Genomic DNA, 23146 nt, shown 5'->3' on the forward strand with positions numbered 1-23146 from the left:
CGTGCTCACCTACTGCCCTACTGCCTAATCCCTACTGCCTACTCCCTACCCGAAGGGTGAAAAAATGTCTTCCGAAACGGCGCAGCCCGGTGTCTGGGCTCGGGTGCAGCGCGCATCCGTCGAGCGGCTCCATATCAGGCTGGAGTCGCTGCTGGTGCTTGTGTTGCTGAGTGYGGCGATGGCGCTTTTGTCGCCCTTCTTCCTGTCGCTCAGTAATTTCCTCAACATCCTGCTYGCAACGTCGACGATCGGCGTGCTGGCGATCGCCGCCACCTTCGTCATCGGCTCGGGCGGGCTTGATCTGTCGCTCGGATCGGTCATGGGCCTCGCTGGCGTTGTCGGCGCCTTCGTCGCGGTCAATCTCGGCTGGCCGTCGGTCCTTGCGGTGATTGGTTGCATCCTTGCTGGAGCGATCGCCGGCTATATCAACGGGCAATTGGTCACCCGCGCCTTTGTGCCGGCCTTCATCGTTACACTCGGCATGCTCGGCCTCGCGCGCGGGCTGGCGCTCGTCATTTCGAAGGGCAGGGCGATCTACGGCCTACCACTCGAGATCGTCTATATCGGGCAAGGGAGGCCGCTCGGCATTCCGATGCCGGTCATCATCTTCGTGCTGACGGCGATCGTCGCGCACGCGGTGCTCGCCTATACGCGCTTCGGCCGCCACACGCTGGCGCTCGGCGACAGCGAGGGTGCTGCACGCGCCGCCGGCATCCGGGTCGAGCAGCATCGCCGCATCATCTACACGCTTTCGGGCGCGCTCRCCGGCCTCGCCGGCCTGCTCTTCACCGCCCGCRTCAATGCCGGCGATCCGACCGCGGGCATCAACTACGAGCTCACCGCGATCACGGCGGCGATCATCGGCGGCACCAACCTGTTCGGCGGCCGTGCCTCGATCCTCGGCACGATGATCGGCGCGCTAATCATGGGCGTGCTGCAGAACGGGCTGACGCTGCTTGCGGTGCAGTCCTACTACCAGCAGATGGCGATCGGCGCGGTGCTGATCCTCGCCGTCTTCATCGACCAGTACCAGGTCAGGAAGGAGTCGCGCGTATGACCCTTCTCTCGCTCCACGGTATCCGCAAGAGTTTTGGCGCGGTCGATGTACTGCACGGCGTCGACCTGTCGGTCGCGGCCGGCGAGGTGGTCGGGCTGGTCGGCGACAATGGCGCCGGAAAGTCGACGCTGATGAAGACCATCACCGGCATCTACCGTGCCGACACCGGCTCGATCGAATTCGACGGCAAGGACATCCTCGCCCTCGATCCCGGCCAGCGACGCCGCCTCGGCATCGAGATGATCTACCAGGATCTATCGCTGGCCAAGCAGCAGGACGTTGCCTCGAACATCTTCCTCGGGCGCGAGCCGACAAAAAAGGTGCTTGGCCTCTTCCCCGGCTTCGTCGACAAGGCCGAGATGGATCGCCAGGCGGCGCGGATGATCGATCGGTTGGGGGCGCATCTGCCGTCGATCAGCCGCTCGGTCGGCTCCTTCTCGGGCGGCCAGCARCAGACGGTGGCAATTGCCCGCGCGCTCACCTTCAATCCGAAGCTCGTCATCATGGACGAGCCGACGGCAGCGCTCGCCGTGCGCGAGGTGCAGAGCGTTCTCGATCTCATCCGGCGACTGAAGTCGGAAGGCATCGCCGTTATCCTGATCTCGCACCGGCTGAACGACGTGCTGTCGGTAACCGACCGCATCGTTGTTTTGCGCCACGGCAGGGCGGACGCCGATCTCGTCACCGCCAAGACCAACATGAACGAAGTCGTCAGCCGCATCGTCGGCGGCGGCGATACCGCCGTTGCGGCGGCGCACGAACAACGAGGCTGACATGAACGTTTTCGGACTGCACACTTTCGCCATCGCCGCGGTGTGGGACCCCGCCCGCATCGAGCCGCAGATGGATCGGCTGAAGGAACTCGGCATCGGCCTGATGGAGATCCCGCTGTTGCGGCCCGAGGAGATCGACACCAAGCGCACGCGCGGCTTCGCCAACCATTATGGCGTCCAGCTCATCCCGTCGCTCGGCCTGCCGCGCGCGCTCGACGTGGTTGAGCGACCCGAGGAAGCGCTCGATTTCCTGCAGCCCGCCTTCAAGGTCTGCAACGAAATTGGCAGCGAGGCGCTTGGCGGCGTCACTTATGGCACGATCGGCAAGACCACCGGGCGCGCGCCGACACAAAGGGAGATCGACGGGATGTGCCGCTTCCTCGAGCGGGCGGCGAAATCGGCGAAGTCGCGCAGCCTTAAGCTCGGTATCGAGCCCTGCAACCGTTACGAGACGCACCTCATCAATCGCGGCATCGACGCAGCCAAGATCATCGAGCGGATCGGCGCCGACAACATCTTCATCCATCTCGACACCTACCACATGCATATCGAGGAGGAGAGCTTTGCCGCGGGCTTCGAGGCGGCGGCTCCCTTCCTCGGCTATGTGCATGTGTCGGAGGCCAATCGCGGCGTGCCGGGGCGCGRCATGCTCAACTGGGCGGCCTGCATGAAGGCGATCGCCGACATCGGCTATGAGGGCCCAATCACGCTCGAAAGCATGAACCATGTCGACGTCGACATCGCCGGCGGACTCGCGGTGTGGCGCCCGGTGGCGGAGGACCCGCGCGACGTTATCGAGGTCGGCCTGCCCTTCCTGCGCGAGGAAGCGAGAAAGGCGGGGCTGACGCTCGGATAGGTGGTGACGTTCCGTGTGAGGAGCGCTCGAATCCTGGACGGCTCGATTTGCCGAACCAGATACCTCCTGCAATATAGCTTCGGAGGATCGAAATCGTGCCATTCGTCAACATCGGCGGCGTCACGCTGCACCATCGCACCATCGAAGCGACGGGCACTTCGCCTCCGATCATCTTCATCAATTCGCTGGGTACCGACTTCCGGATTTGGGACGAAATCGTCGCGCGGCTTGGGGGGGAAATGCCCCTGCTGCTCTACGACAAGCGCGGCCATGGGCTTTCGGATCTCGGCGCCGGCGTGCGCTCGATCGACGACCATGTCGACGATCTGGTTACGCTCATTGATCACTTCGGCTTCGACAAGGTGGTGGTCTTTGGCCTGTCGGTCGGGGGCATGGTCGCCCAGGGTCTCTACGCGCGACGGCCCGAGCTCGTCGAAGCGCTGATCCTCAGCGACACCGCGCACAAGATCGGCACTGCCGAGAGCTGGAACACGCGTATCGCAACCATCGAGCGCGACGGCATTGAGGCGATCGCCGACGGCGTGCTCAAGACGTGGTTCACGCCGGATTTCCACTCTGCCCGCGCGGCCGAACTGGCCGGATGCCGCAACATGCTGACCAGGCAGGCTTTGCCCGGCTATCTCGGCACCTGCATGGCGGTCCGAGATGCGGATTTCACGGAGGCCGCCCGACGCATCAGGGTGCCGACGCTCTGCATCGTCGGCGACCAGGACGGCTCGACGCCGCCGGAACTTGTCCGCTCGCTGGCGGAATTGATCCCCGGTGCGCGCTTCGAGGTGATCCGCAATGCGGCACATATTACCTGCATCGAGCAGCCCGACGCGCTTGCCAGCCTGATCCGCGACTTCGTCGCCTCGCTTGGCAGGCGTTGAACTCCGCTCGTCGAAACGATCGTATGCGGTGTCAGACCCGCTCCAGCGCAATCGCGATGCCCTGGCCAACGCCGATGCACATGGTGGCGAGCGCCAGGCGGCCGCCGCGTTCACGAAGCTCGAGCGCCGCCGTGCCGGTGATGCGGGCGCCCGACATGCCGAGCGGATGGCCGAGCGCAATCGCGCCGCCATTCGGATTGACGTGCGGCGCATCCTCGGCGATGCCAAGCTCGCGCAGCACGGCGATGCCCTGCGAGGCGAAGGCCTCATTCAATTCGACGACGTCAAACTCGCCCGGCGTCAGGCTGAGCCGGGCGCAGAGTTTCTTCGTGGCCGGCGCAGGGCCGATGCCCATGATGCGTGGCGCGACACCGGCGACAGCACCGCCGAGAATGCGCGCGATCGGCGTCAGGCCATGTTTCTTCGCCGCCGCTTCCGAAGCGACGATGAGGGCGGCGGCGCCGTCATTGACACCGGAGGCATTTCCGGCCGTCACCGTGCCGCCCTGCCGGAACGGCGTCGGCAATTTGGCCAGCGCCTCGATGGTCGTGCCGGCGCGCGGATGCTCGTCCTTCGAGACGACGACTGGATCGCCCTTCTTCTGCGGGATGGTCACCGGCGTGATCTCCTTCGCCAGCCGGCCACTCGCTTGCGCGGCCACCGCCTTGTCCTGGCTGCGCACGGCGAAGGCGTCCTGGTCGGCTCTGCCGACGGAAAAATCCTCGGCGACGTTCTCGCCGGTCTCCGGCATGGAATCGACGCCGTACTGCTTCTTCATCAGCGGATTGATGAAGCGCCAGCCGATGGTGGTGTCATAGATCTCGGCGTTGCGCGAGAAAGCGGTGTCGGCTTTCGGCATGACAAAGGGTGCACGGCTCATCGATTCCACGCCGGCGGCAACCATCAGTTCGGCCTCGCCCGCCTTGATGGCGCGCGCGGCGATGGTGACGGCATCCATGCCCGAACCGCAGAGCCGGTTGACGGTCGAGCCCGGTATGTCCTGGGGCAGGCCGGCAAGCAGCAGCGCCATGCGCGCCACGTTGCGGTTGTCCTCGCCGGCCTGGTTGGCGCAGCCATAGACGACGTCGTCGACCGCCGCCCAGTCGACACCAGCGTTGCGTTCGATGAGAGCCTTCAGCGGGACGGCGGCGAGATGGTCGGTCCGCACCGAGGACAGCGAGCCGCCGAAGCGGCCGATCGGCGTGCGGATGTAATCGCAGATGAAGGCGTCTGTCATTTATGCAGCTTTCCCTTTGCCGGTCCCTTGATGCGCGGCCTTGGTGCGGGTCTGCAGGTCGCGCAATGTCTTGAGCTCGAGTTCCGTCGGCGCCGACGTCTCGTCAAGGGCCTCGGCGAACTTGACCGTCCAGCCACAGGTCGCTTGCACCTCTTCGCGACTGACGCCCGGATGCAGCGACACGACGGTGAATTCCTTGGTGACCGGGTCAGGCTTCCAGATGACTAGGTCGGTGATTAAGAGCGTCGGACCGGCAGTGTCGATGCCGAGGCGCTTGCGGTGGTCGCCGCCTTCGCCATGGCCGAAGGAGGTGAAGAAGTCGATTTTTTCCACCATGCCGCGCTTCGACTGCGCCATGGTGATGTACACCTGCCTTGACGACGTAGCGATCTCCGGCGCGCCGCCCCCGCCGGGCAGGCGGGTCTTGGGATGCGCATAGTCGCCAATGACGGTGGTGTTGATGTTGCCGAACTTGTCGAGCTGCGCGGCGCCCAGGAAGCCGATCGAGATGCGGCCGCCCTGCAGCCAGTAGCGGAACATCTCCGGCACGGCGACCGTAGTGACGGCCGTCTCGCACAATTCGCCGTCGCCGATCGAAAGCGGCAGAACGTCGGGCGCGGTGCCGATGGTGCCGCTTTCATAGATCAGCGTRATGTCGGGGGCATGCGTCAGCCGGGCGACGTTGCAGGCGGCCGACGGCGCGCCGATACCGACGAAGCAGACGTCCTCGTTCTTCAGCGCGCGGCTGGCGGCGATCGTCATCATCTCGTTGGGGGTGAAGCCCGGATCCCTCACGTCGCTCATGCGACTTTCCTCAGATGCTCGACGCGGGCGGCAAAGTCGTCCGCGCTGCTTTCGATGACGTTCTTTTGCATCCAAGCCTGGAAGCGCTGGCGGTCGGCAGCGATCTCGTCCCATTCGAGATAGGCGGCGTTGTCGCGCATATAGTAGCCATGGGCATAGGAAGGATGGGAGCCGCCCGGCACGACCGAGATTGCCGCGATCGTCCAGCCCGGCAGCACCGTAAGATTGGGATGGAGGTCGTCGAAATTATCGACCACTTCCTCGACCGTCACRACCGCGCGTTTAGCGGCGAGCACCGCTTCCTTCTGGATGCCGATGATGCCTTCGACCAGCACGTTGCCTCTGCGGTCGGCCTTCTGTGCGTGGATGAAAGTAACGTCGGGYCGGAGCGCCGGCACGGCAGCAAGCACCTCGCCGGTGAACGGGCAGGTGACCCAGCGGATGTTCGGATTGACCGATGCGAGGCCGGCACCGCGATAGCCGCGGAACACCGCRCAGGGCAAGCCGGCCGCGCCCGCTTCATAGGCGTTGGCCATGCCGGCATGGCTGTGCTCCTCGACCTCGATCGGTCGCGGAAAGCCGTTCTCGATGGCGTCGCGAGCGCGCCTGAGCAGGCCGACGCCCGGATTGCCGACATAGGAGAAGACGATCTTCCTCGCCATGCCCATGCCGATCATCTGGTCATAGATCAGGTCGGGCGTCATGCGGATCAGCGTCAGGTCGCGAAAGCCCTGGCGGATGRCCTCATGCGCCGCAGCGGTCGGGATCAGGTGGGTGAAGCCCTCGAAGGCGACGGTATCGCCGTTCTGCAGATTCTCCGCGACAGCCTCTTGCAGCGGCAGGAATTTGACCATCCATGAGCTCCGGCGATTTTCAACAAGTTCGCATTGCCAACAAAGTTTTATATGCGCAGGCGGACGGCTTCGCCATCGTCGACGCGGAGCTGAAACTTGCGCTCAATCGCCGTGCCGATCCGCGACCGCGCCGGCCCTACCGTCGCCGCCATCAATATCTCGACGCGTTTGCCGGCTCTCGGTCGAAGCGATGGAATGCGAGATCCTGCCGGTGGTGCTCAAGGCAAAGCAGCGCGTGGAGGAGTTTCATCGTTTGACGGCGGCCAACACCGCCGGCTGGCAGGTTTGATTCTCCTCCAGAACGAGATCTTTAGTTCCGGCGATGTGCCTGGCTGCGAAAGCAATTACGCTGATGCCGGAAGCAAACCGTCGAGAGACGACCTGTGCTGCGGATACATCCAGCGACTTTTCTCTTTGCCGCCCGCGCGCTGCGGGATTTCGGCGACGGTTTCGTGGCCGTGCTGCTGCCCGTCTACCTGCTCGCCCTCGGATTTACCCCTCTACAGGTCGGTGTCATCGCCACGGCATCGCTGCTTGGCTCCGCGCTGCTGACCATCGGTGTCGGTTTCCTCGGCGCCAGACGCGATCATCGTCAACTTCTGCTGGCCGGCGCCGGTTTGATGATCGCCACGGGCGTGGCCTTTACCATCGTCCATGACTACGCATTGCTGCTGGTCGTCGCGCTCGCCGGCACCATCAATCCCTCGGCCGGCAGCGTCAGCGTGTTCGTGCCGCTGGAGCACGCCGTGCTGACGCGCGAGGTCACGGAGACCGAGCGTACGCGAATGTTCGCGCGCTACAGTCTCGTGGGCGCGTTCGCAGGCGCCGCAGGCGGACTCGCTGCGGGGTTGCCCGACCTTCTGGCGCCGGTTGGCCTCGACCGATTTGCCGGCATCAAAGCCATGTTCGTCCTTTACGCGCTTCTCGGTCTGCTCGGCGGCTTGCTCTATGCGTGCATCCCGCGCCGTCCGGCATCGGCGACCGGAACAGCCGCCGCGCTCGGCCCCTCGCGAAACATTGTCTTCAAGCTTGCCGCGCTTTTCAGTCTCGATGCCTTTGCGGGAGGCTTCGTCGTCCAATCGCTGCTTGCCCTTTGGCTTTTCCAGCAATTCAATCTCTCGCTTTCGCAGGCAGGTGTCTTCTTCTTCTGGGCGGGCATGTTGTCGGCGCTTTCGTTTCCTGTGGCCGCCCTRCTCTCGCGACGCATCGGCCTGGTCAACACGATGGTGTTCACGCACATTCCGTCCAGCATCGCCCTGATGTTGGCGGCGCTGGCGCCGACGCTTCCCTTGGCGCTTGTCCTCCTGTCGATCCGGGCCGCTCTCTCGCAGATGGATGTGCCGACCCGCTCGTCCTACGTCATGGCCGTCGTCACCGAGGCGGAGAGGGCAGCTGCCGCGAGCTTCACGTCGGTGCCGCGCAGCCTGGCCGCCTCGGCCAGCCCTGCCTTGGCGGGCGCTCTCTTCGCTGCATCGTTCCGGGCGTGGCCGCTGCTTATCTGCGGGGCGCTGAAGATCGCCTACGATTTGCTGTTGCTGATGCAGTTCCGGGAGCTGAAGCCGCCGGAAGAGCGCTGAAGCGTCTGCCGGGTTCAGGATCCAAGGTTGTCGTTCCCCGCGGATTCTTCGCGATTGACATCGCCCTTCAAATCCAATATTGAACAGGATTATACAGGTTCATTGAACAGGTAGTGATATGGCCCGTCGCGCGATGCAACTCACTCCCGGCACTGGCAAGCCCGAGCAGATCGCCACGGTTCTGGAACATGAAATCCGCTCCGGCCGCCTCGGCTTCGGCGACCGCCTGCAGAGCGAGAACGAGCTCGTCCAGCGCTTCTCCGTCAGCCGCAACACTGTTCGCAAAGGGCTTGAAGAGCTGWCCAACCGCGGACTGATCACCACCAAGGTCGGCATCGGATCGTTCGTCACTTTCGACGGCATGCCGGTCGATGATGCCATCGGTTGGTCGCGCGCGCTTGCCAATGCAGGCGCCAACGCTGAGACCCGGACGCTGCGGCTGGAGGTCATCGAGGACGCGGAGCTTGCGGCAAGGCTCGGCGTGGACAATCCGTCCTTCATCGCCGTCGACCGCGTGCGCACCAATGCCGATGACGGCCACGCCATTTCGATCGAACGCAGCCGCTTGCCTTTATCGCCGGAGCTGGAAGAGGTGCCGCTGCGCGGACTGCGCGAAGGCTCGCTGCACCAGACGCTGCGCGGGGCGGGGCTCGTTCCCGACCACGGCGAGGAATGGGCCGACATCGAGATGCTGAGCGCCGCCGATGCCGCGATCCTCGACTGCGCGCCGGGCACGCCATTCCTGCGCACGCGGCGCCTGACGCGCGCCGCGGACGGACGCGCCATCGAATTCGTCACCAGCCTGCTCAACCCGGCGCATTTCGCCCTGCATCTGGAGTTCTAGCATGGCGGACACGGCCGAGATAATCGACCGGGCGATGGGGGCACTTATCGGCGGCGCGCTCGGCGACGCTCTGGGCATGCCTACGCAGCTCCTGTCGCCGGCCCGCATCGCCGCGCTCTACGGCCATGTCGAGGATTTCGTCGCGCCCACGGCCGACCATCCGGTTTCGAAAGGGCTGCCCGCCGGCGCCATCACCGACGACACGGAGCAGGCGCTGCTCCTTGGCCGCATCCTTGTCAAATCCGCCGATCGCTTCGATCATGCGCGCTGGGTCAACGCGCTGCTCGACTGGGAGCGCGATGTGAAGGCGCGGGGCAGCTATGACCTGCTCGGACCCTCGACCAAGCGCGCCATCGACGCCATCAATGACGGCGTGCCGGCGGAAGAGGCCGGGCGTGGCGGCGACACCAATGGCGCGGCAATGCGCATCGCGCCGGTCGGCATCATGATGCCGCCAGAGCCTCTTGAAGCGCTAGTTGCGAAGGTGGCCGAAACCTGCCGGGCAACGCACAACACGTCGATCGCCATTGCATCGGCTGCCGCAGTAGCGGCGGCCGTCAGCAGCGGCCTTGCCGGGAGCGACTGGCGCGCGGCTTCAGAGCGCGCGGTGGCGGCGGCAGCGCTCGGAGCAACGCTCGGGCATTGGGTGACCGGCGGCGATATCGGCGCGCGGATCGCCTGGGCGCAGAAGCTGGTGCGCGGCAAGATGGAGAAAGAAGCGATCGGGCTGATCGTGGACCTGATCGGCACAGGCGTTGCCAGCCAGGAATCGGTTCCGGCGGCGTTCGCGGTGCTGGAGGTTGCGCAAGGCGATGCCTGGCGGGCGGCCGTCGTCAGCGCCAACCTCGGTGGCGACACCGACACGATCGGCGCCATTGCTGCCGGCATGGCGGGCGCCTGTGCCGGGCTGTCTCGCCTGCCGCAGGATCGCATCGCACGGCTGAAAGGCATCGATCTCGCTGAGGTCAGCGCGCTGGCCGAGGATCTCGTCGCGGCGCGGGCCTCGCGCGGTTCCGGCAAGGAGGCTGCGGCATGAGCGGACGGCTCGTCCAGGTCGGCAGCGCGGTCGTCGATTATGTCTACCGCATCGATGCCTTGCCGGCGCCCGGTAACGAAAAGACCGCGTCGAACTACGCGCGTGTCGCCGGCGGCGGCTTCAACATGATGGTCGCGGCGAACCGCACCGGCATGAAGGTAGTGTTCGGTGGCCGGTTGGGAACAGGTCCCGATGGCGATTTCCTGCGCGCCGCTTTCGCGTCGCAGGGCATCGAGACGCTGATGCCGCCGTCGCCCTCGATGGACAGCGGTAATTGCGTCGCCTTGATCAGCGGCGACGCCGAGCGGACTTTCGTGTCCTGGCCGGGCGCGGAGAGCGTGCTCACGCCCGACATGATGACGCCCGTCAAGGTCTCGCCGGGGGATTGGGTTTTCACCTCGGGCTACACGCTGAGCTATCCCGGTAGCCGCGATACGCTTGCCGATTGGATCGCGGCGCTGCCGCCGGAAATTCCTTTCGTATTCGATCCGACGCCAGTGATCGCGGAGATTCCGCGCCCGATCCTGGACCGGGTGCTGGCGCGCACGACATGGCTGAGCTGCAACACCGATGAAGCCGCCAAAATCGCCGGCGCCGGCGATGCCCAGACCGTCGCCGTCCGGTTGCTTTCCCAGCACTGCCCCAAGGCTGAAGGAGTGATCATCCGCGCCGGCGCGCATGGCTGCCTGGTGCGGTTGGCCGACGGCGGCACGCGGGCGATCCCCGGTTTTGCGGTCACCGCCGTCGACACCAATGGCGCCGGCGACACGCATATCGGCGCCTTCGTCAGCGCGCTGTCGCGCCGGCTGTCGCCCTGGGAAGCGGCCCGCTATGCCAACGCGGCGGCGGCGCTTTCCGTCACGCGCCACGGCGGCTCGTCGGCGCCGACCGACAACGAAATCCAGGAATTCCTTGCCCATCGCGATCAAGCGACGACCGCGCATGGCCGGAAGCAAGAGGCCACAACTTAACAAGCCCGCAAACCGGGCGAACAATGAGAGGAAAGAAACATGCGCATGCCCAGACTGACCGCTTTTCTGACGGCGACCGCCGTCTTCGTTTCAGCATTCACGCTCTCCGCCCAGGCCGCCGAAGAAGTGCATGTGCTCAACTGGAAGGGCTACGGCGCCGACGAGCCGTGGGCGGTTGCCAACTTCGAGAAGGCGACGGGCTTCAAGGTCGTCAACGACTTCTTCAACTCCGAGCAGGAGATGCTGACCAAGCTCAGGACCAACCCGGGCCTATACGATGTCGTCATGATCAACGCCGCCTTCAACGATCAGGCGATGGCAGGCAAGTTGATCCAGCCGATCGATGTCTCGAAGCTCTCCAACTATGCCGACATTGCCAAAGACAAAGCCGGCTCGCCGATGCTCAACCATGACGGCAAGGTCTACGGCGTGCCGTGGGTCTGGGGCCTGACCGCTTTGGCCATTAACGAAAAGTCCTTCGACAAGCCGCCGACGAGCATCGCCGAGATGTGGGATCCAGCGCATAAGGGTCGCGTCGTCATTCGCGACGACGCCGTCGAGGCGGTTCAGTTCGGAGCGATCGCCACCGGCCAGAACATCAACGACATCAAGGATATGGATGCGGTCAAGGCGAAGCTCACCTCGCTGATGCCGCAGATCAAGACTTTCTGGAGCTCGGAGAACGACTGGAACCAGATGGTCGCCTCCAACCAGATCGACATCGGCACCTATTGGAGCGGCTCGGCCGACCGCGCCAAGACGCATTTCAAGTTGCCGGTCTCGCTGGTCATCCCGCAGGAGGGCGCCGTCGCCTGGCTCGACGCCTTCTCGATCCCGGCGGGCTCGAAGAACGTCGCCGGCGCCGAAGCCTTCATCAACTATATGATCGATCCGAAGTTCTACGTCGAATGGGTCACCAAGGTCGGTGCGCCGGTCTCGGCCAACACCAAGGCGGTCGAGGCGCTGCCGGAGGATGCCTTCAACCGCAAGGTCATGGGCAGCCCGGACGTCGCCAAGCGCATCCAGTTCCAGGCGCCGATCACCGACGAGCAGCGCGAGAAGTATCTGGCGCTGTGGCAGGAATTGAAGGTCAACGTGAAGTAATCGGCGTCGTTCGGGGAGGAGAGGCATGATGGCTGGCCAGCTCGCGACTGCTTCGCGCCGCGGGATTAAGCCTGCCCTGCCGCTCCTCCTTCCTGCCTATCTATGGCTGACGGTGGCGATCTTCCTGCCGCTGTCGGCCATGGTGTTCTTCTCCTTCATGACCGACCTGCCGCTGGCGGGGAGGGAATGGGCGTTCACGCTCGGCAACTACACGGCTTTCTTTTCGCAACGTATCTACTCGACACTCCTGTTTGCCTCATTGCGGCTCGGGCTCGAGGTCACGTTGTGGTGCGTCGTCATCGGCTACCCGGCGGCCTATGTGCTCGCCAAGGTCCTCAAAGGCCGCAGCCGCGAAGCGATCTTCCTGCTCGTCATCCTGCCCTTCTGGTCGAACGGGCTGGTCCGCATCTTTTCCTGGGCGATGGTGCTGCGCGAGGGCGGTATCCTCGACACGGCGCTCAACGCGGTGCTGCCGTTCAAGATCAACATCGACCTGATGTATTCCTATCCGGCCGTCATCATCGGCCTGGTGCATTCCTATGTGCCCTATATGGTGCTGACCTGTTATCTGACGCTGCAGGCCATCGACGACTCGCTGATCGAGGCCGGGCGCTCGCTCGGCGCCTCGCGGCTTCAGATRCTCAAGCGGGTGATCGTCCCGCTGTCGATGCCGGGCCTGATCGCAGGCGCGGCGCTGATCTTCGTGCCGGTAGTCGGCTCGTTCATGGAGCCGCGCATCCTCGGCGGCCGCACCGGCACCTTCTACGGCACCGTGATCGAGGACCAGTTCGTCGCCGTCTTCAACTGGCCGTTGGGTGCGGCGCTGTCCTTCATCCTGCTCGCCGTCGTGCTGGTCATACTGGCACTCGCAGCACCGGTCCTACGGAGGGCAAGCTGATGGCGACGACGCGCATCCTGGAATGGCTCGGGCGCTTCTACGTCGTCCTGCTGCTTGGCTTCCTCTATCTGCCGATCATCATCATGGCGCTGATGTCCTTCAACGCCTCGCCCTTCTACCAGTTGCCGTTCGAGTGGACGACGGGCTGGTATGCCTCGCTTTGGCAGAACGACCAGCTGATCGCGGCGACCTGGAACAGTATCGAGATCGCGATCATCACGACGATCATCTCAACGATGCTGGGCTCAATGGCGTCGCTGGCACTCTACCGCTACGAGTTCCGCGGCAAGAAATTCCTGCAGGCGCTGCTCTTCCCGCCGATCGCCATTCCATGGCTGATCACCGGCACGGCGATGCTGATCTTCTTCTTTGGCATCGGCATCGGACGTGGGCTCCTCGCCATCCTGCTCGGCCATGTCGCACTTGCGCTGCCTTATGTGATCGTGGTCGTGTCCGCGCGACTGCAGACTTTTGCGCCGGAGCTGGAGGAGGCGGCGCGCTCGCTTGGCGCCAACCAGTGGCAGGTGACCGTGCGCATCACCTTGCCGTGGATCATGCCTGGCGTCATTGCAGGCGGGCTGTTCGCCTTCGCTGTTTCGTTCGACCAGTTCGTGGTGTCGTACTTCTTGTCGACGCCCGGCCAGACGACGCTGCCGGTCGAGATCTACGCCGCGATCCGCAAGGGTTTCACACCCGAGATCAACGCAGTCTCGACGATCATCATCGTGGTATCGATGGCGCTGATGTTGCTTACAGCGCGCTTCTTCAAATTCGGCGGAGAGAAATAATGGCAGGCGTCCAGATAGCGAACATCTCCCGCAGCTTCGGCGCGCACAAGGCGCTGGACAACGTGTCGATCGACTTTCCGGACGGCGGCTTCTACGCGCTGCTCGGACCGTCAGGCAGCGGCAAGACCACGCTGCTCAGGCAGATCGCCGGCTTCGATTTTCCGGACTCGGGCCGCATCGCCATCGGTGGCGAAAGCGTCGAGCGCGTTCCGGTCGAAAAGCGGCGCATCGGCATGGTGTTCCAGAACTATGCGCTGTTTCCCAATATGAGCGTTGCCGACAACGTCGCCTTCGGGCTGTCGGTGYGCGGCGAACCCAAGGCGACGATCGCTACGGAAGTGCAGCGCGCGCTCGACCTCGTGCAACTCGGCAAGCTTGGCACTCGCCGGCCGCATCAGCTCTCGGGCGGCCAGCGTCAGCGCGTGGCGCTGGCGCGCGCCATCGTCACCAAGCCGCGCGTGCTTCTGCTCGACGAGCCGCTCGGCGCGCTCGACAAGGCGCTGCGCGTCGACATGCAGATCGAATTGAAGCGCATCCAGCGCGAGATCGGCATCACCACCATCTTCGTCACGCATGACCAGGAAGAGGCGCTGACGATGAGCGATCGCATCGGCATATTGCGCGACGGCAGGCTGGTGCAGGAAGGGCCGCCGGAGGAGATCTACGACAGGCCGCAAAGCGAGTTCGCCGCGACCTTTCTCGGCGATGCCAACATTTTTCGTGGCGATGYGACCGGCTCCGGGATCAGGCTGCCGGACGGCACAACGATCGAGGCTTCGACAGGCGCGTCGGTGTTGGCCGGCGCCAAGGCGAGCTGCGCGGTCCGGCCGGAACGCATCCGGATTTCGACCGGCGCAGCGGCTGCCGGCAGCAGCAACGCCAACATGCTCAAGGGGCAGGTCTCAAAGCGCATTTTCGCCGGCAACAACAGCACATACTTCGTCGATCGCGACGGTCAGACGCTGAAGGTGATCGTCCAGAACTCCGGTGCCGAACGCCTCGCCGAAGGTCAGCCGGTGGTGCTCAGCTGGTCACCAGAGAGCACGGTGCTGATCGCCGCCTGAGCTGTTGCTCTCGAGATCGCTCAAATCTCCGGAATGCTCTCGCGAAAGATCACCTGCAGTCGCGGCTGGTGCAGTTCATAAGGCTGTCCCCTGACGGAGTGGGAAAGGATGTTGAGCGCCTCGCGCGCCTCGACGCGGGGGTTCTGGTCGATCACGGCATCGAGCGTGCCGTCGAGCAGCAGTTCCTTGGTGCCGTCCGTCACCTCATGGCCGAGGAAGAGGATCTCTTTCGCGCGCCCGCGCTCCTTCAGCGCGCGGGCAATGCCGGTGTTGCCGGCACCGACATTGTAGATGGCGGCGAGGTCGGGATGGCGCTCGAGCAGGGCGGACGCCTCCGAATAGGCCTTCTCGCGGTCGTCCAGCATTTCGCGCATCTCGACGATTTCGAGGTTGGGAGACTCCTCCGCAAGGATGTGGCGGAACCCCATCTCGCGCTCCTCATGGCCGCGGTAGGCGAGGGAGCCGGCAAACAGCGCGACCTTGCCTGGACGGCCGGCGCCCATGAAGCGGTTGAGCAGATAGCCGGCAAGGCGGCCGGCGGCACGGTTGTCGATGCCGATATAGGCGACCCGCGGCACATGCAGGATGTCGGAGGCGATGGTGACGACCTTGATGTCGCTGGCCGACAGCGAGCGGATCGCCTCGCGCACCGTCGGATGGTCGAGCGCGATGACGCCGACGCCCTGCGTCTGGCCGTGCAGGTCCTGCAGCAGGCGGGCGAGGCGGTCGGGATTGAAGCCCTCGATGGTTGTAACCCGCACATCGAGGTCGGGCCGCGTCTGCGCTTGCGCCTCGATGTGGCGGTGCAGCAGCTTGATGAAGGAGTTGGTGCCGGCCGGCAGCGCGAAATCGAGCCTGATCGTCTGCCCCGGCACGGAGCGCTGATGGGTTCCGTTCGGCGTTTCGGCGATGTAGCCCAGGCGCTGCGCCATCTCTATGACGATCTCGCGCGTGCGTGCCCGCACCCCCGGGCGGTTATTGAGCACACGGTCGACCGTGGCAGGAGAAACGCCGGCTTCCCGGGCTATGTCTGTCAGGGTTGACCGCACGTCGAGCACCTCATCGCAAGCATCAAAATCACGCAGCTGCCAATCCGTTCCGAGAAACCGCTCAGCCGCCGCCGCGATTCTGATGTGAAATGATGTAACCGGCTTTGGCCCGCACGCAAGCCGACGCGTTACACAAGGCAGCGAAGGTCCGGCAAAGTCGGCCGGATCGGCGCAAAAGTCCCTCAAATCCRAGCAATGGGTGTGACGTGACAAGCTCGACAGACTGCATTCTCTCCCTCATTTGCGATCTTATGATGCAATTTGAGTATTTATGATGTTGACAGGCTCGATGTGGTTCCGTCAATATCCCTCATAAGGGCCATGGAGGAACAGGCCCTTGAGGGAGGAGTCTCAATGTCTGATTTGATCCGCATGTCGCGGCGCCGCCTGCTGGCGTCCGGAGGAAAGGCGGCGGTGTTTGTCGCCGCGACCGGTATTGCACCGCAGTTCATTCGTCCCGGCCGCGCCTTCGCCGCAGACGCCCTGGCGCCCGGCATGATCGGCGGGCCGACCGGCTTCGACGGCGCCGAACGCTACCAGTATGGCCCCGACACGCCGGAAGGGCGCGCCGTCGAGGCGGCCAAGGCGCTGAAGGCGGCCGGCAAGGCGCCGGCCAAGATCGTTCTTGGCCTGTCGGACGGCTCGATCGGCCAGTTGACGAAGCCTTTCCCGGCCGGCGCGCCGTCGATCAAGGAGCTCTGGGAAAAGGAAACCGGCATCCCGATCGAAATCGTCGGCCTTCCGAACGGCCAGGAATTCACCAAGACGATGCAGGATATCTCCACCAAGGTTGGGGCCTACGACATCTATTCGACCGAATGGAACCGGCTCGGCGACCTCGCCGAAACCGGCGGCATAGCCAAGCTCGACGACTTCGTCGCGCAGCACAAGCCGGAGTGGGACGATCCGAAGCAGGGCTATGTCAACGGCGCCAAGGGCGTGTCRCTGCTCAACCAGTATCGCGGCTCGACCTATGGCGTGTCGCTCGACGGCGACTTCCAGACCTGGGTCTACCGCAGCGACCTGTTCGGCGATGAGGCCGAGAAGAAGGCCTTCAAGGACAAATACGGCTATGATCTCGCGCCGCCGAAGACCTGGAAGCAGCACAGCGAGGTCGCGGCCTTCTTCCATCGGCCGGACAAGGGACTGTTCGGCTCGACCGACCTGCGCAACCAGGGCTGGGGCTACACCAACTGGTACCAGCGCTACGTCTCCATGGCCTCGCCCAACCAGTTCCTGTTCGACGACAGCGGCAAGCCGCTGATCAATTCGGAGCAGGGCGTCGCGGCGACGAAGGAATACGTCGAATCGCTTGCGCATCATTCGCCGGACGCGATCTCGTGGGGCTGGCCGGAGCAGTATGGCAACTTCGCGAAGGGCGGCGCGGCGATGACCTGCGCCTTCTCCAATCTGCCGAAATTCCTCGACAATGCCGGCAACAAGGATTCCGCCGTCACCGGCAAGATCGGCTCGATGCTGCCGCCCGGCCGCGAGATCGACGGCAAGCTGATCAGCCGTTCGGTGTTGTGGTTCTCGCTGACCGGCATGGTCTCGTCGCAGTCGAAGAATCCGGAGGCCGCCTATCTGCTGCTGCAGTGGCTCGGTTCGGCCCGCATCTATGCCTGGATGAGCGCCAATCCCGGCGGCTATCTCGATCCGTTCCGGCTCTCGGATTTCTCCGATCCGCTGGTCCGCCAGACCTACCACGCCTACCACATGGATGTGGTGCGCGAGACGGTGGCGCGCACCGTGCCGACCATCAACTATCCGGGCGCCACCGCCTTCCACAACGCGCTCGACGAGAACCTCGTGGCCTCGCTGACCAAGGCCAAGACACCCGAGCAGGCGATGGCCGACACCGAACGGGAGTGGAAGAAGATTGCGCGGCGCATCGGCGAGGACAAGCTCCTCGAAGCCATCAAGACCAACAAGGAGGCCTGGCCCACGGTTCTCGATCCGATCAGCTGATCCTTCTCCCTGGATCAGAAAAAGGGGAGGGGCTCAGTCGCTCCTCCCCCTCGCAAGCAACGCCACCAGCAAAGCAGCCAGATGAAGCGCTCCATTCCATTCGAGATATTCCGCTACGCCRCGATCTTCGCAGCGATGGCGGTGACGCTGGTGCCGATTCTGTGGATGGTGTCGATGGCTTTCAAACCGATCGGCGAATGGTCGGCGACCGGCGCCGATCTGACCTGGTGGCCGAAGCATCCGACGCTTGCCAATTTCCARTTCGTGTTCGGCCACTCCACCAACGACCTGATCGTCGCTCTCGACCACACGGCGGTGAAGCCGATCCTGTCGTCGCTGCTGTCGGCGGTGTTCGGGACCGCGATCGCCATGTCGGCCGGCACCGCCGCGGCCTACGGCCTGTCGCGCTTCGGCTCCGGTCAGAACCTGCCGCTGGCGCTGATCCAGCTGAGGCTCTTTCCGCCGATGGCGGTCATGATCCCGGTGATGATCATGTGGGCATTCCTGAACTTCAACGACACGTGGTGGGGCCTGGCGCTGATCTACGGCATCGTCACACTGCCCTTCGCCTTCTGGCTGATGAAGACCTTCTTCGACGACATGCCGCGCGAGATCGAGGAGGCCGCGCTTGTCGAAGGCTGCTCGCGGCTGCGCGTCTTCACCCGCATCACGCTCCCGATGATGCGCGCGCCGCTGGCGAGCGCTGCGCTCTTCGTCTTCATCCTCAACTGGTCGGACTATCTGATCGCGCTGCTGCTTACGACGCGCGAATGGGTGACGATCCCGGTCTATATGGCCTCTCTTTCGTCCTCGATGACCGGGCAGCTCTACGGCGCCAAGGCCGCGCTCGGCCTGATCGCGGCGGTGCCGCCGGTGATCATGGGCATCGCCATCCAGCGCCATCTGGTGCGCGGGCTGACCTTCGGAGCGCTCAAGCAATGAGCGCGATGACTGCGACGATTTCGGAGGACGAAATGGGCACCGCGCGCGCCAAGCAGGCCCTGCGGGACGAGGCTTCGCGGCTCGGYTTCCGGCTGACCCTGCCGGCGCAGATCCTGGTGCTGTTCATCTCGGCCTYCCCGCTCCTGATGCAGCTCTACATCAGCATCACCGACTGGTCGCCGCTTTCGGGCGTCGGCTGGTGGAACGCCTGGGAGATGTGGAACAGTTTCGCCAACTACACGGACCTTGCCGCCGACACCCGGTTCTGGAGCGCCCTGCAGCGCACTGCGATCGTCATGCTCGTGTGCGTGCCGGCGGAGTTCCTGCTCGGTCTGGCGCTGGCAACACTGTTCGCGGACGATTTCCCCGGCAAGCGCATCTTCTATTCGATCCTGTTGATRCCGATGATGGTCGTGCCTGCGGTCGCCGGCTACATGTTTTTCATGCTGTTCCAGTCGGGCGGGCCGGTGAACGACATCCTGTCGAGGGTCGTCGGCACGCCCGTCACCATCGCCTGGCTTTCCGACCCGAACCTGGCGCTGATCGCCGTCATGATCGCCGACATCTGGCAGTGGACGCCGCTGATGTTCCTCATCCTGCTCGCCGGCCTGGTCGGCGTGCCGGAGGACCAGATGAAGGCGGCGACGCTGCTCGGCGCCAATGCGTGGCAGCGCTTCACCACCATCGTGCTGCCGAAGATGAAGACGATCATCGTCATCGCGCTGGCGATCCGGGTGATCGAGAACTTCAAGATCTTCGACACGCTCTACATCATGACCGGCGGCGGTCCCGGCGTCGCCACCGAGACGATCTCCGTCTACATCTACAAGGTCACCACGCAGGACCTGATCTGGGGCTATGTCGCGGCCATCGCTCTCGCCATCCTGATCGTGCTCTCGATCGTTGCGGTCTACGCCATGAAGCGCATGGCGAAGACCCGGGAGGTGCCGGCATGAGCGCCATCCACCTCCAGAACCTGGTCAAGAAATTCGGYGATTTCACCGCGCTGAAGACGATGGATCTCGAGATCGCCGACGGCGAGTTCATGGCGCTGCTCGGGCCTTCGGGCTGCGGCAAGTCGACGACGATGAACATGATCGCCGGCATGGAGGAGCCGACCAGCGGAAAGATCCTGTTCGGCGAGCGCGACATGGCCGGCGTGTCGATGGGACGGCGCGGCGTCGGTTTCGTCTTCCAGAACTACGCCATCTTCACCCATATGACGGTGCGGCAGAACCTCGCCTATGGGCCGAGGATGCGCGGCGCCGCCAAGGCCGAGATCGACCGTCGCGTCGACGCCATTGCCGAGATGCTGCAGCTTTCGCCGCTGCTCGACCGCAAGGCGGACCGGCTATCGGTCAACATCCTGCAGCGCGTGGCGATCGGCCGCTCCGCAATCATGGAGCCGGCGATCTTCCTGCTCGACGAACCGCTGTCCAATGTCGATGCCGCCTTCCGCGCGGTGATGCGCACCGAGCTCAAGCAGCTGCAGCGCCAGTTCAGGCAGACCATGGTCTATGTCACGCATGACCAGCTCGAGGCGATGACCATGGCCGACCGCATCGCGGTGATGGATCACGGCGTGCTGCAGCAGGTCGGCACGCCGCTCGAGGTCTACAATAATCCGGCAAATGTCTTCGTCGCCCGCTTCATCGGCGCGCCGGGCATGAACCTGCTCAAGGGTAGGCCCGCCGAAAGTGATCGCGGGCTGGTCGTCGATCTCGGGCCGCTCGGCGTCACGCCGCCCTTGCCGGCGGAGCTCGCTCCGGCGGTGCGGGCGGCGCGCGGCGAGGTGCTCTACGGCTTCCGGCCGGAACAGTTGATGCTTGCCGCGCGCGGGCTCTCGATGCCGGTGAGCTTCGTCGAGCGGATCGGCGCGCGCACCATCGTCCATTTAGGCGAGGGCGGGGTTGCGGTGAAAGCGGTGTTCGAGAACGATGTCGGGCTCTCGATCGGGCAGACGGCCGTCGTCGCGCCGCCGGCATCGTCGGTGYGTGTCTTCGACGCGGGCACAGGTCGCGCCATCAAGGTCGGGGGTTGAGATGCTCACGCAAGTATCCCCAGGTCTGCGCCGCCCCTCACCCTCCTCTCCCCGTAGAGAACGCGGAGAGGGGGTCGCCACCGTCGCGGCCATCTCCCTTCTCCCCGTCACTCTACGGGGAGAAGGTGCCGGCAGGGGGATGAGGGGCAGCGCCAGGGCCGGCAGGCTGATCGCAACCTGCGGAGCGCGCTAGCTATGGCCGATATCGTTTTCCGCAATGTCACGAAGCGCTATGGCGGGACGCTTGCCGTCGACGATGCCTCGTTCACCGTCAACGACAACGAGTTCTTCTGCTTCTTCGGCCCGCCGCTGTCGGGCAAGTCGACGATCCTGCGCATGGTGCTTGGATTGGAGCAGCCGGACGACGGCGAGATCCTGATCGGCGGCAAGCCGGTCAACAGCGTGTCGCCGGCGGAGCGCAACGTCGCCATGGTGTTCCAGAACCTGGCGCTGTTCCCGCATATGAGCGCACGCGACAATGTCTGCTTCCCACTGGTCGAGCGCAAGGTGGCGGAGGCCGAGATCGAGAAGCGGCTGGCCGACGTCTCGCAAAAACTTCACATCGGCCACATCCTGCACAAGCCGCCGGCGCAGCTTTCCGGCGGCGAGCGGCAGCGCGTGGCGATCGCACGCGCCCTGGTACGAGACCCTGCCGCCTATCTGATGGACGATCCGATCTCGGCGCTCGATGCGCGGCTGCGCGAGGAGACGCGCGTCGAGCTGAAGCGCATTCAGCGCGAGCTCGGCAAGACGCTGATCTACGTCACGCACGATCAGGAAGAGGCCATGTCGGTCGCCGACCGCATGGCCATCCTGGAGAACGGCCGGATCAGGCAGATCGGCGCGCCGGCCGAGATCTACGACCGTCCGGCAAGCTCCTATGTGGCGCGCATGCTGGGTTCGCCGATGATGAACATCCTGCCGTCGGTTCGCGACGCGAGCGGGGTCAGGGCGGCCGAGGGCGCAATCCGCATCGCCGACGCCACGGCGCCGGCCGAGGCGATCGAGATCGGGCTTCGGCCGGAGGACATCAAGGTCCAACCCTGGGCTGACAACGAGACGGCGGAAGGGGGCGCGGGCCGCCCGGCGCGGGTGTTCGAGGTCGAGCCGCTCGGCGGCTACACCGTGGTGACGCTCGCTGCCGGGCAGGCGCGGCTCAGGGCACTGCTGCGCGGCCAACCTGACATCAGGCCCGACGCAATGGTGGCGATATCCTGCGAGCCGGCCAAAGTGCATTATTTCGGCCAGGACGGAGGCGCGTTGTGACTGCGGCCGCAAGGACAGAATTTCGGGAGGAAGAGATGGCAAGCAAAGGCTTCGAGCCGGACGTTAAAGTCCGCACCAAGGAATACCGGATCGGCTGCGTCGGCGCCGGCATGATCATGGCCGAGTGCCATCTGGCAGCGTATCACGAGGCCGGCTTTCCAGTTGTGGCGATCGCTTCGCGCACCAAGGCGAATGCCGAGAAGGTCGCCACCCGCTGGGGCCTCCCGACAGTACACGACACGCCGGAACGGCTGATCGAGGACCTGAACGTCGAGATCATCGACCTTGCCTTCCCGCCCGACCAGCAGCCGGCGCTGATCCGCCACGCGCTGAAGCAGAAGCATATCAAAGCGATCCTGGCGCAGAAGCCGCTGGCGCTGACGGTCGAGGAAGCGGTCAAGCTGCGCGACGAGGCGGCAAAGGCCGGCAAGATCCTCTCGGTCAACCAAAACATGCGCTACGACCAGTCGATGCGCGTCTTGAAGCAAATCATCGACAATGGCGAGCTCGGCGACATCGTCTTCGCGCAGATCGACATGCACGCGATCCCGCACTGGCAGACCTTCCTCGAGGATTACGACCGGCTGACGCTCGCCAATATGAGCGTGCATCACCTCGACGTGCTGCGCTTCCTGTTCGGCGATCCGGACGAGATCACGACGCTGACGCGTAAGGACCCGCGCACGCGCTTTGACCATTCCGACGGCATCACGGTGTCGACGCTGCGCTTCCCGTCCGGCGTGCTCGCGGTATCGCTGGAGGATGTGTGGTCCGGTCCGCGCCAGGACGGCTACAAGGACGACCAGCACATCAACTGGCGCGTCGACGGCACCAAGGGCGTCGCCAAGGGCACGATCGGCTGGCCGACCGGTGCTGCCTCGACACTGACCTATGCTTCCACCGAGGCGACGGGCGGCGAATGGGTGAGCCCGAGCTGGAGCACCATGTGGTTCCCGCATGCCTTCATCGGCGTGATGGAGCAGCTGCAGCACGCGGTGAAGACCGGCACGCAGCCGGCGCTCTCCGTCGCCGACAATGTCAAGACCATGGCACTGGTAGAGGCGGGCTACCGCTCCATCGCGTCGGGCCGGACGGTCAAGCTCTCCGAAATCCCGACAAACTGA

The 23146-nt window shown here is 64.7% G+C and carries 22 protein-coding genes; 18 read left to right on the forward strand and 4 right to left on the reverse strand.

The window, feature by feature from the left end:
* Window positions 1-64 precede the first annotated feature (64 nt).
* The 4 genes from ORS3428_RS00350 to pcaD all read left to right on the forward strand — a co-directional run bounded on the left by ORS3428_RS00350 (window position 65) and on the right by pcaD (window position 3579).
* Window positions 65-1057 (forward strand): ABC transporter permease, encoded by a 993-nt coding sequence (locus ORS3428_RS00350; RefSeq protein ID WP_071093820.1) that lies wholly within the window; start codon window positions 65-67, stop codon window positions 1055-1057.
* Window positions 1054-1830, forward strand: coding sequence for an ATP-binding cassette domain-containing protein (locus ORS3428_RS00355; RefSeq protein WP_071093821.1), 777 nt, complete (start codon window positions 1054-1056; stop codon window positions 1828-1830). Before ORS3428_RS00350 ends, ORS3428_RS00355 begins: the two co-directional genes overlap by 4 nt.
* A gap of 1 nt (window position 1831) precedes the next feature.
* A complete protein-coding gene (locus tag ORS3428_RS00360) occupies window positions 1832-2686 on the forward strand; it encodes a sugar phosphate isomerase/epimerase family protein (RefSeq protein ID WP_071093822.1) in 855 nt (284 codons plus the stop codon).
* A gap of 95 nt (window positions 2687-2781) precedes the next feature.
* On the forward strand, window positions 2782-3579 hold the full coding sequence (gene pcaD, locus ORS3428_RS00365; protein ID WP_071093823.1) for a 3-oxoadipate enol-lactonase: 798 nt from the start codon (window positions 2782-2784) through the stop codon (window positions 3577-3579).
* A gap of 31 nt (window positions 3580-3610) precedes the next feature.
* Here the strand turns inward: pcaD and pcaF are convergent, their stop codons facing one another.
* The 3 genes from pcaF to ORS3428_RS00380 are packed head-to-tail and all read right to left on the reverse strand — an operon-like array spanning window position 3611 to window position 6474.
* Entirely contained in the window at window positions 3611-4816 is a 1206-nt protein-coding gene (gene pcaF, locus ORS3428_RS00370) for a 3-oxoadipyl-CoA thiolase (RefSeq protein WP_071093824.1), read from the reverse strand.
* Window positions 4817-5620, reverse strand: a complete 804-nt coding sequence (locus ORS3428_RS00375) for a CoA-transferase subunit beta (RefSeq protein ID WP_108722932.1) — start codon at window positions 5618-5620, stop codon at window positions 4817-4819.
* Window positions 5617-6474, reverse strand: a complete 858-nt coding sequence (locus tag ORS3428_RS00380; RefSeq protein ID WP_071093825.1) for a CoA transferase subunit A — start codon at window positions 6472-6474, stop codon at window positions 5617-5619. Before ORS3428_RS00380 ends, ORS3428_RS00375 begins: the two co-directional genes overlap by 4 nt.
* A gap of 383 nt (window positions 6475-6857) precedes the next feature.
* On the opposite strand from ORS3428_RS00380, the gene ORS3428_RS00385 reads away from it, so the two are divergent.
* The 8 genes from ORS3428_RS00385 (at window position 6858) to ORS3428_RS00420 (ending at window position 14756) form a co-directional block, all read left to right on the forward strand.
* Window positions 6858-8051: an MFS transporter gene (locus ORS3428_RS00385; RefSeq protein ID WP_071093826.1), complete on the forward strand. Its 1194-nt coding sequence runs from the start codon at window positions 6858-6860 to the stop codon at window positions 8049-8051.
* Window positions 8052-8169: 118 nt separating this feature from the next.
* Complete coding sequence (locus ORS3428_RS00390) at window positions 8170-8895, forward strand: GntR family transcriptional regulator (protein ID WP_071093827.1); 726 nt, start codon at window positions 8170-8172, stop codon at window positions 8893-8895.
* Between the two features lies 1 nt (window position 8896).
* The gene (locus ORS3428_RS00395; RefSeq protein ID WP_071093828.1) at window positions 8897-9931 is read left to right on the forward strand and encodes an ADP-ribosylglycohydrolase family protein; all 1035 of its coding nucleotides are present in this window, start codon (window positions 8897-8899) and stop codon (window positions 9929-9931) included.
* Window positions 9928-10902 carry a PfkB family carbohydrate kinase gene (locus tag ORS3428_RS00400; RefSeq protein WP_071093829.1) on the forward strand — a complete coding sequence of 325 codons (975 nt, stop codon included), beginning with the start codon at window positions 9928-9930 and terminating at the stop codon, window positions 10900-10902. The genes ORS3428_RS00395 and ORS3428_RS00400 overlap by 4 nt, the downstream gene beginning before the upstream one ends.
* A gap of 39 nt (window positions 10903-10941) precedes the next feature.
* Complete coding sequence (locus ORS3428_RS00405; RefSeq protein ID WP_071093830.1) at window positions 10942-12006, forward strand: ABC transporter substrate-binding protein; 1065 nt, start codon at window positions 10942-10944, stop codon at window positions 12004-12006.
* A 28-nt stretch (window positions 12007-12034) separates the two neighbouring features.
* Window positions 12035-12904, forward strand: a complete 870-nt coding sequence (locus ORS3428_RS00410) for an ABC transporter permease (RefSeq protein ID WP_071094033.1) — start codon at window positions 12035-12037, stop codon at window positions 12902-12904.
* On the forward strand, window positions 12904-13692 hold the full coding sequence (locus tag ORS3428_RS00415; protein WP_071093831.1) for an ABC transporter permease: 789 nt from the start codon (window positions 12904-12906) through the stop codon (window positions 13690-13692). Before ORS3428_RS00410 ends, ORS3428_RS00415 begins: the two co-directional genes overlap by 1 nt.
* A complete protein-coding gene (locus ORS3428_RS00420) occupies window positions 13692-14756 on the forward strand; it encodes an ABC transporter ATP-binding protein (protein ID WP_071093832.1) in 1065 nt (354 codons plus the stop codon). Before ORS3428_RS00415 ends, ORS3428_RS00420 begins: the two co-directional genes overlap by 1 nt.
* 20 nt (window positions 14757-14776) lie before the next feature.
* On the opposite strand, the gene ORS3428_RS00425 is transcribed toward ORS3428_RS00420, so the two are convergent.
* A complete protein-coding gene (locus ORS3428_RS00425; protein WP_071094034.1) occupies window positions 14777-15805 on the reverse strand; it encodes a LacI family DNA-binding transcriptional regulator in 1029 nt (342 codons plus the stop codon).
* 354 nt (window positions 15806-16159) lie between these two features.
* On the opposite strand from ORS3428_RS00425, the gene ORS3428_RS00430 reads away from it, so the two are divergent.
* The 6 genes from ORS3428_RS00430 to ORS3428_RS00455 all read left to right on the forward strand — a co-directional run bounded on the left by ORS3428_RS00430 (window position 16160) and on the right by ORS3428_RS00455 (window position 23146).
* Window positions 16160-17773: an extracellular solute-binding protein gene (locus ORS3428_RS00430; protein WP_071093833.1), complete on the forward strand. Its 1614-nt coding sequence runs from the start codon at window positions 16160-16162 to the stop codon at window positions 17771-17773.
* An 81-nt stretch (window positions 17774-17854) separates the two neighbouring features.
* Entirely contained in the window at window positions 17855-18715 is an 861-nt protein-coding gene (locus ORS3428_RS00435; RefSeq protein ID WP_071093834.1) for a carbohydrate ABC transporter permease, read from the forward strand.
* Window positions 18712-19671, forward strand: coding sequence for a carbohydrate ABC transporter permease (locus tag ORS3428_RS00440; protein WP_071093835.1), 960 nt, complete (start codon window positions 18712-18714; stop codon window positions 19669-19671). Before ORS3428_RS00435 ends, ORS3428_RS00440 begins: the two co-directional genes overlap by 4 nt.
* Window positions 19668-20756, forward strand: coding sequence for an ABC transporter ATP-binding protein (locus tag ORS3428_RS00445; RefSeq protein ID WP_071093836.1), 1089 nt, complete (start codon window positions 19668-19670; stop codon window positions 20754-20756). Before ORS3428_RS00440 ends, ORS3428_RS00445 begins: the two co-directional genes overlap by 4 nt.
* A gap of 195 nt (window positions 20757-20951) precedes the next feature.
* Entirely contained in the window at window positions 20952-22022 is a 1071-nt protein-coding gene (locus ORS3428_RS00450) for an ABC transporter ATP-binding protein (RefSeq protein WP_071093837.1), read from the forward strand.
* A 35-nt stretch (window positions 22023-22057) separates the two neighbouring features.
* Window positions 22058-23146, forward strand: coding sequence for a Gfo/Idh/MocA family protein (locus ORS3428_RS00455; protein WP_071093838.1), 1089 nt, complete (start codon window positions 22058-22060; stop codon window positions 23144-23146).

Source organism: Mesorhizobium sp. ORS 3428 (assembly GCF_001854785.1).
Taxonomy (GTDB): Bacteria; Pseudomonadota; Alphaproteobacteria; order Rhizobiales; family Rhizobiaceae; genus Mesorhizobium.

What these genes read in the sequence shown, in the direction of transcription:
- ORS3428_RS00395 (WP_071093828.1), top strand. Translation starts at nt 8,897, where the DNA reads ATGGCGGACACGGCCGAGATAATCGACCGGGCGATGGGGGCACTTATC.
- ORS3428_RS00405 (WP_071093830.1), top strand. Translation starts at nt 10,942, where the DNA reads ATGCGCATGCCCAGACTGACCGCTTTTCTGACGGCGACCGCCGTCTTC.
- pcaF (WP_071093824.1), bottom strand. Translation starts at nt 4,816, where the DNA reads ATGACAGACGCCTTCATCTGCGATTACATCCGCACGCCGATCGGCCGC.
- ORS3428_RS00415 (WP_071093831.1), top strand. Translation starts at nt 12,904, where the DNA reads ATGGCGACGACGCGCATCCTGGAATGGCTCGGGCGCTTCTACGTCGTC.
- ORS3428_RS00450 (WP_071093837.1), top strand. Translation starts at nt 20,952, where the DNA reads ATGGCCGATATCGTTTTCCGCAATGTCACGAAGCGCTATGGCGGGACG.
- ORS3428_RS00455 (WP_071093838.1), top strand. Translation starts at nt 22,058, where the DNA reads ATGGCAAGCAAAGGCTTCGAGCCGGACGTTAAAGTCCGCACCAAGGAA.
- ORS3428_RS00400 (WP_071093829.1), top strand. Translation starts at nt 9,928, where the DNA reads ATGAGCGGACGGCTCGTCCAGGTCGGCAGCGCGGTCGTCGATTATGTC.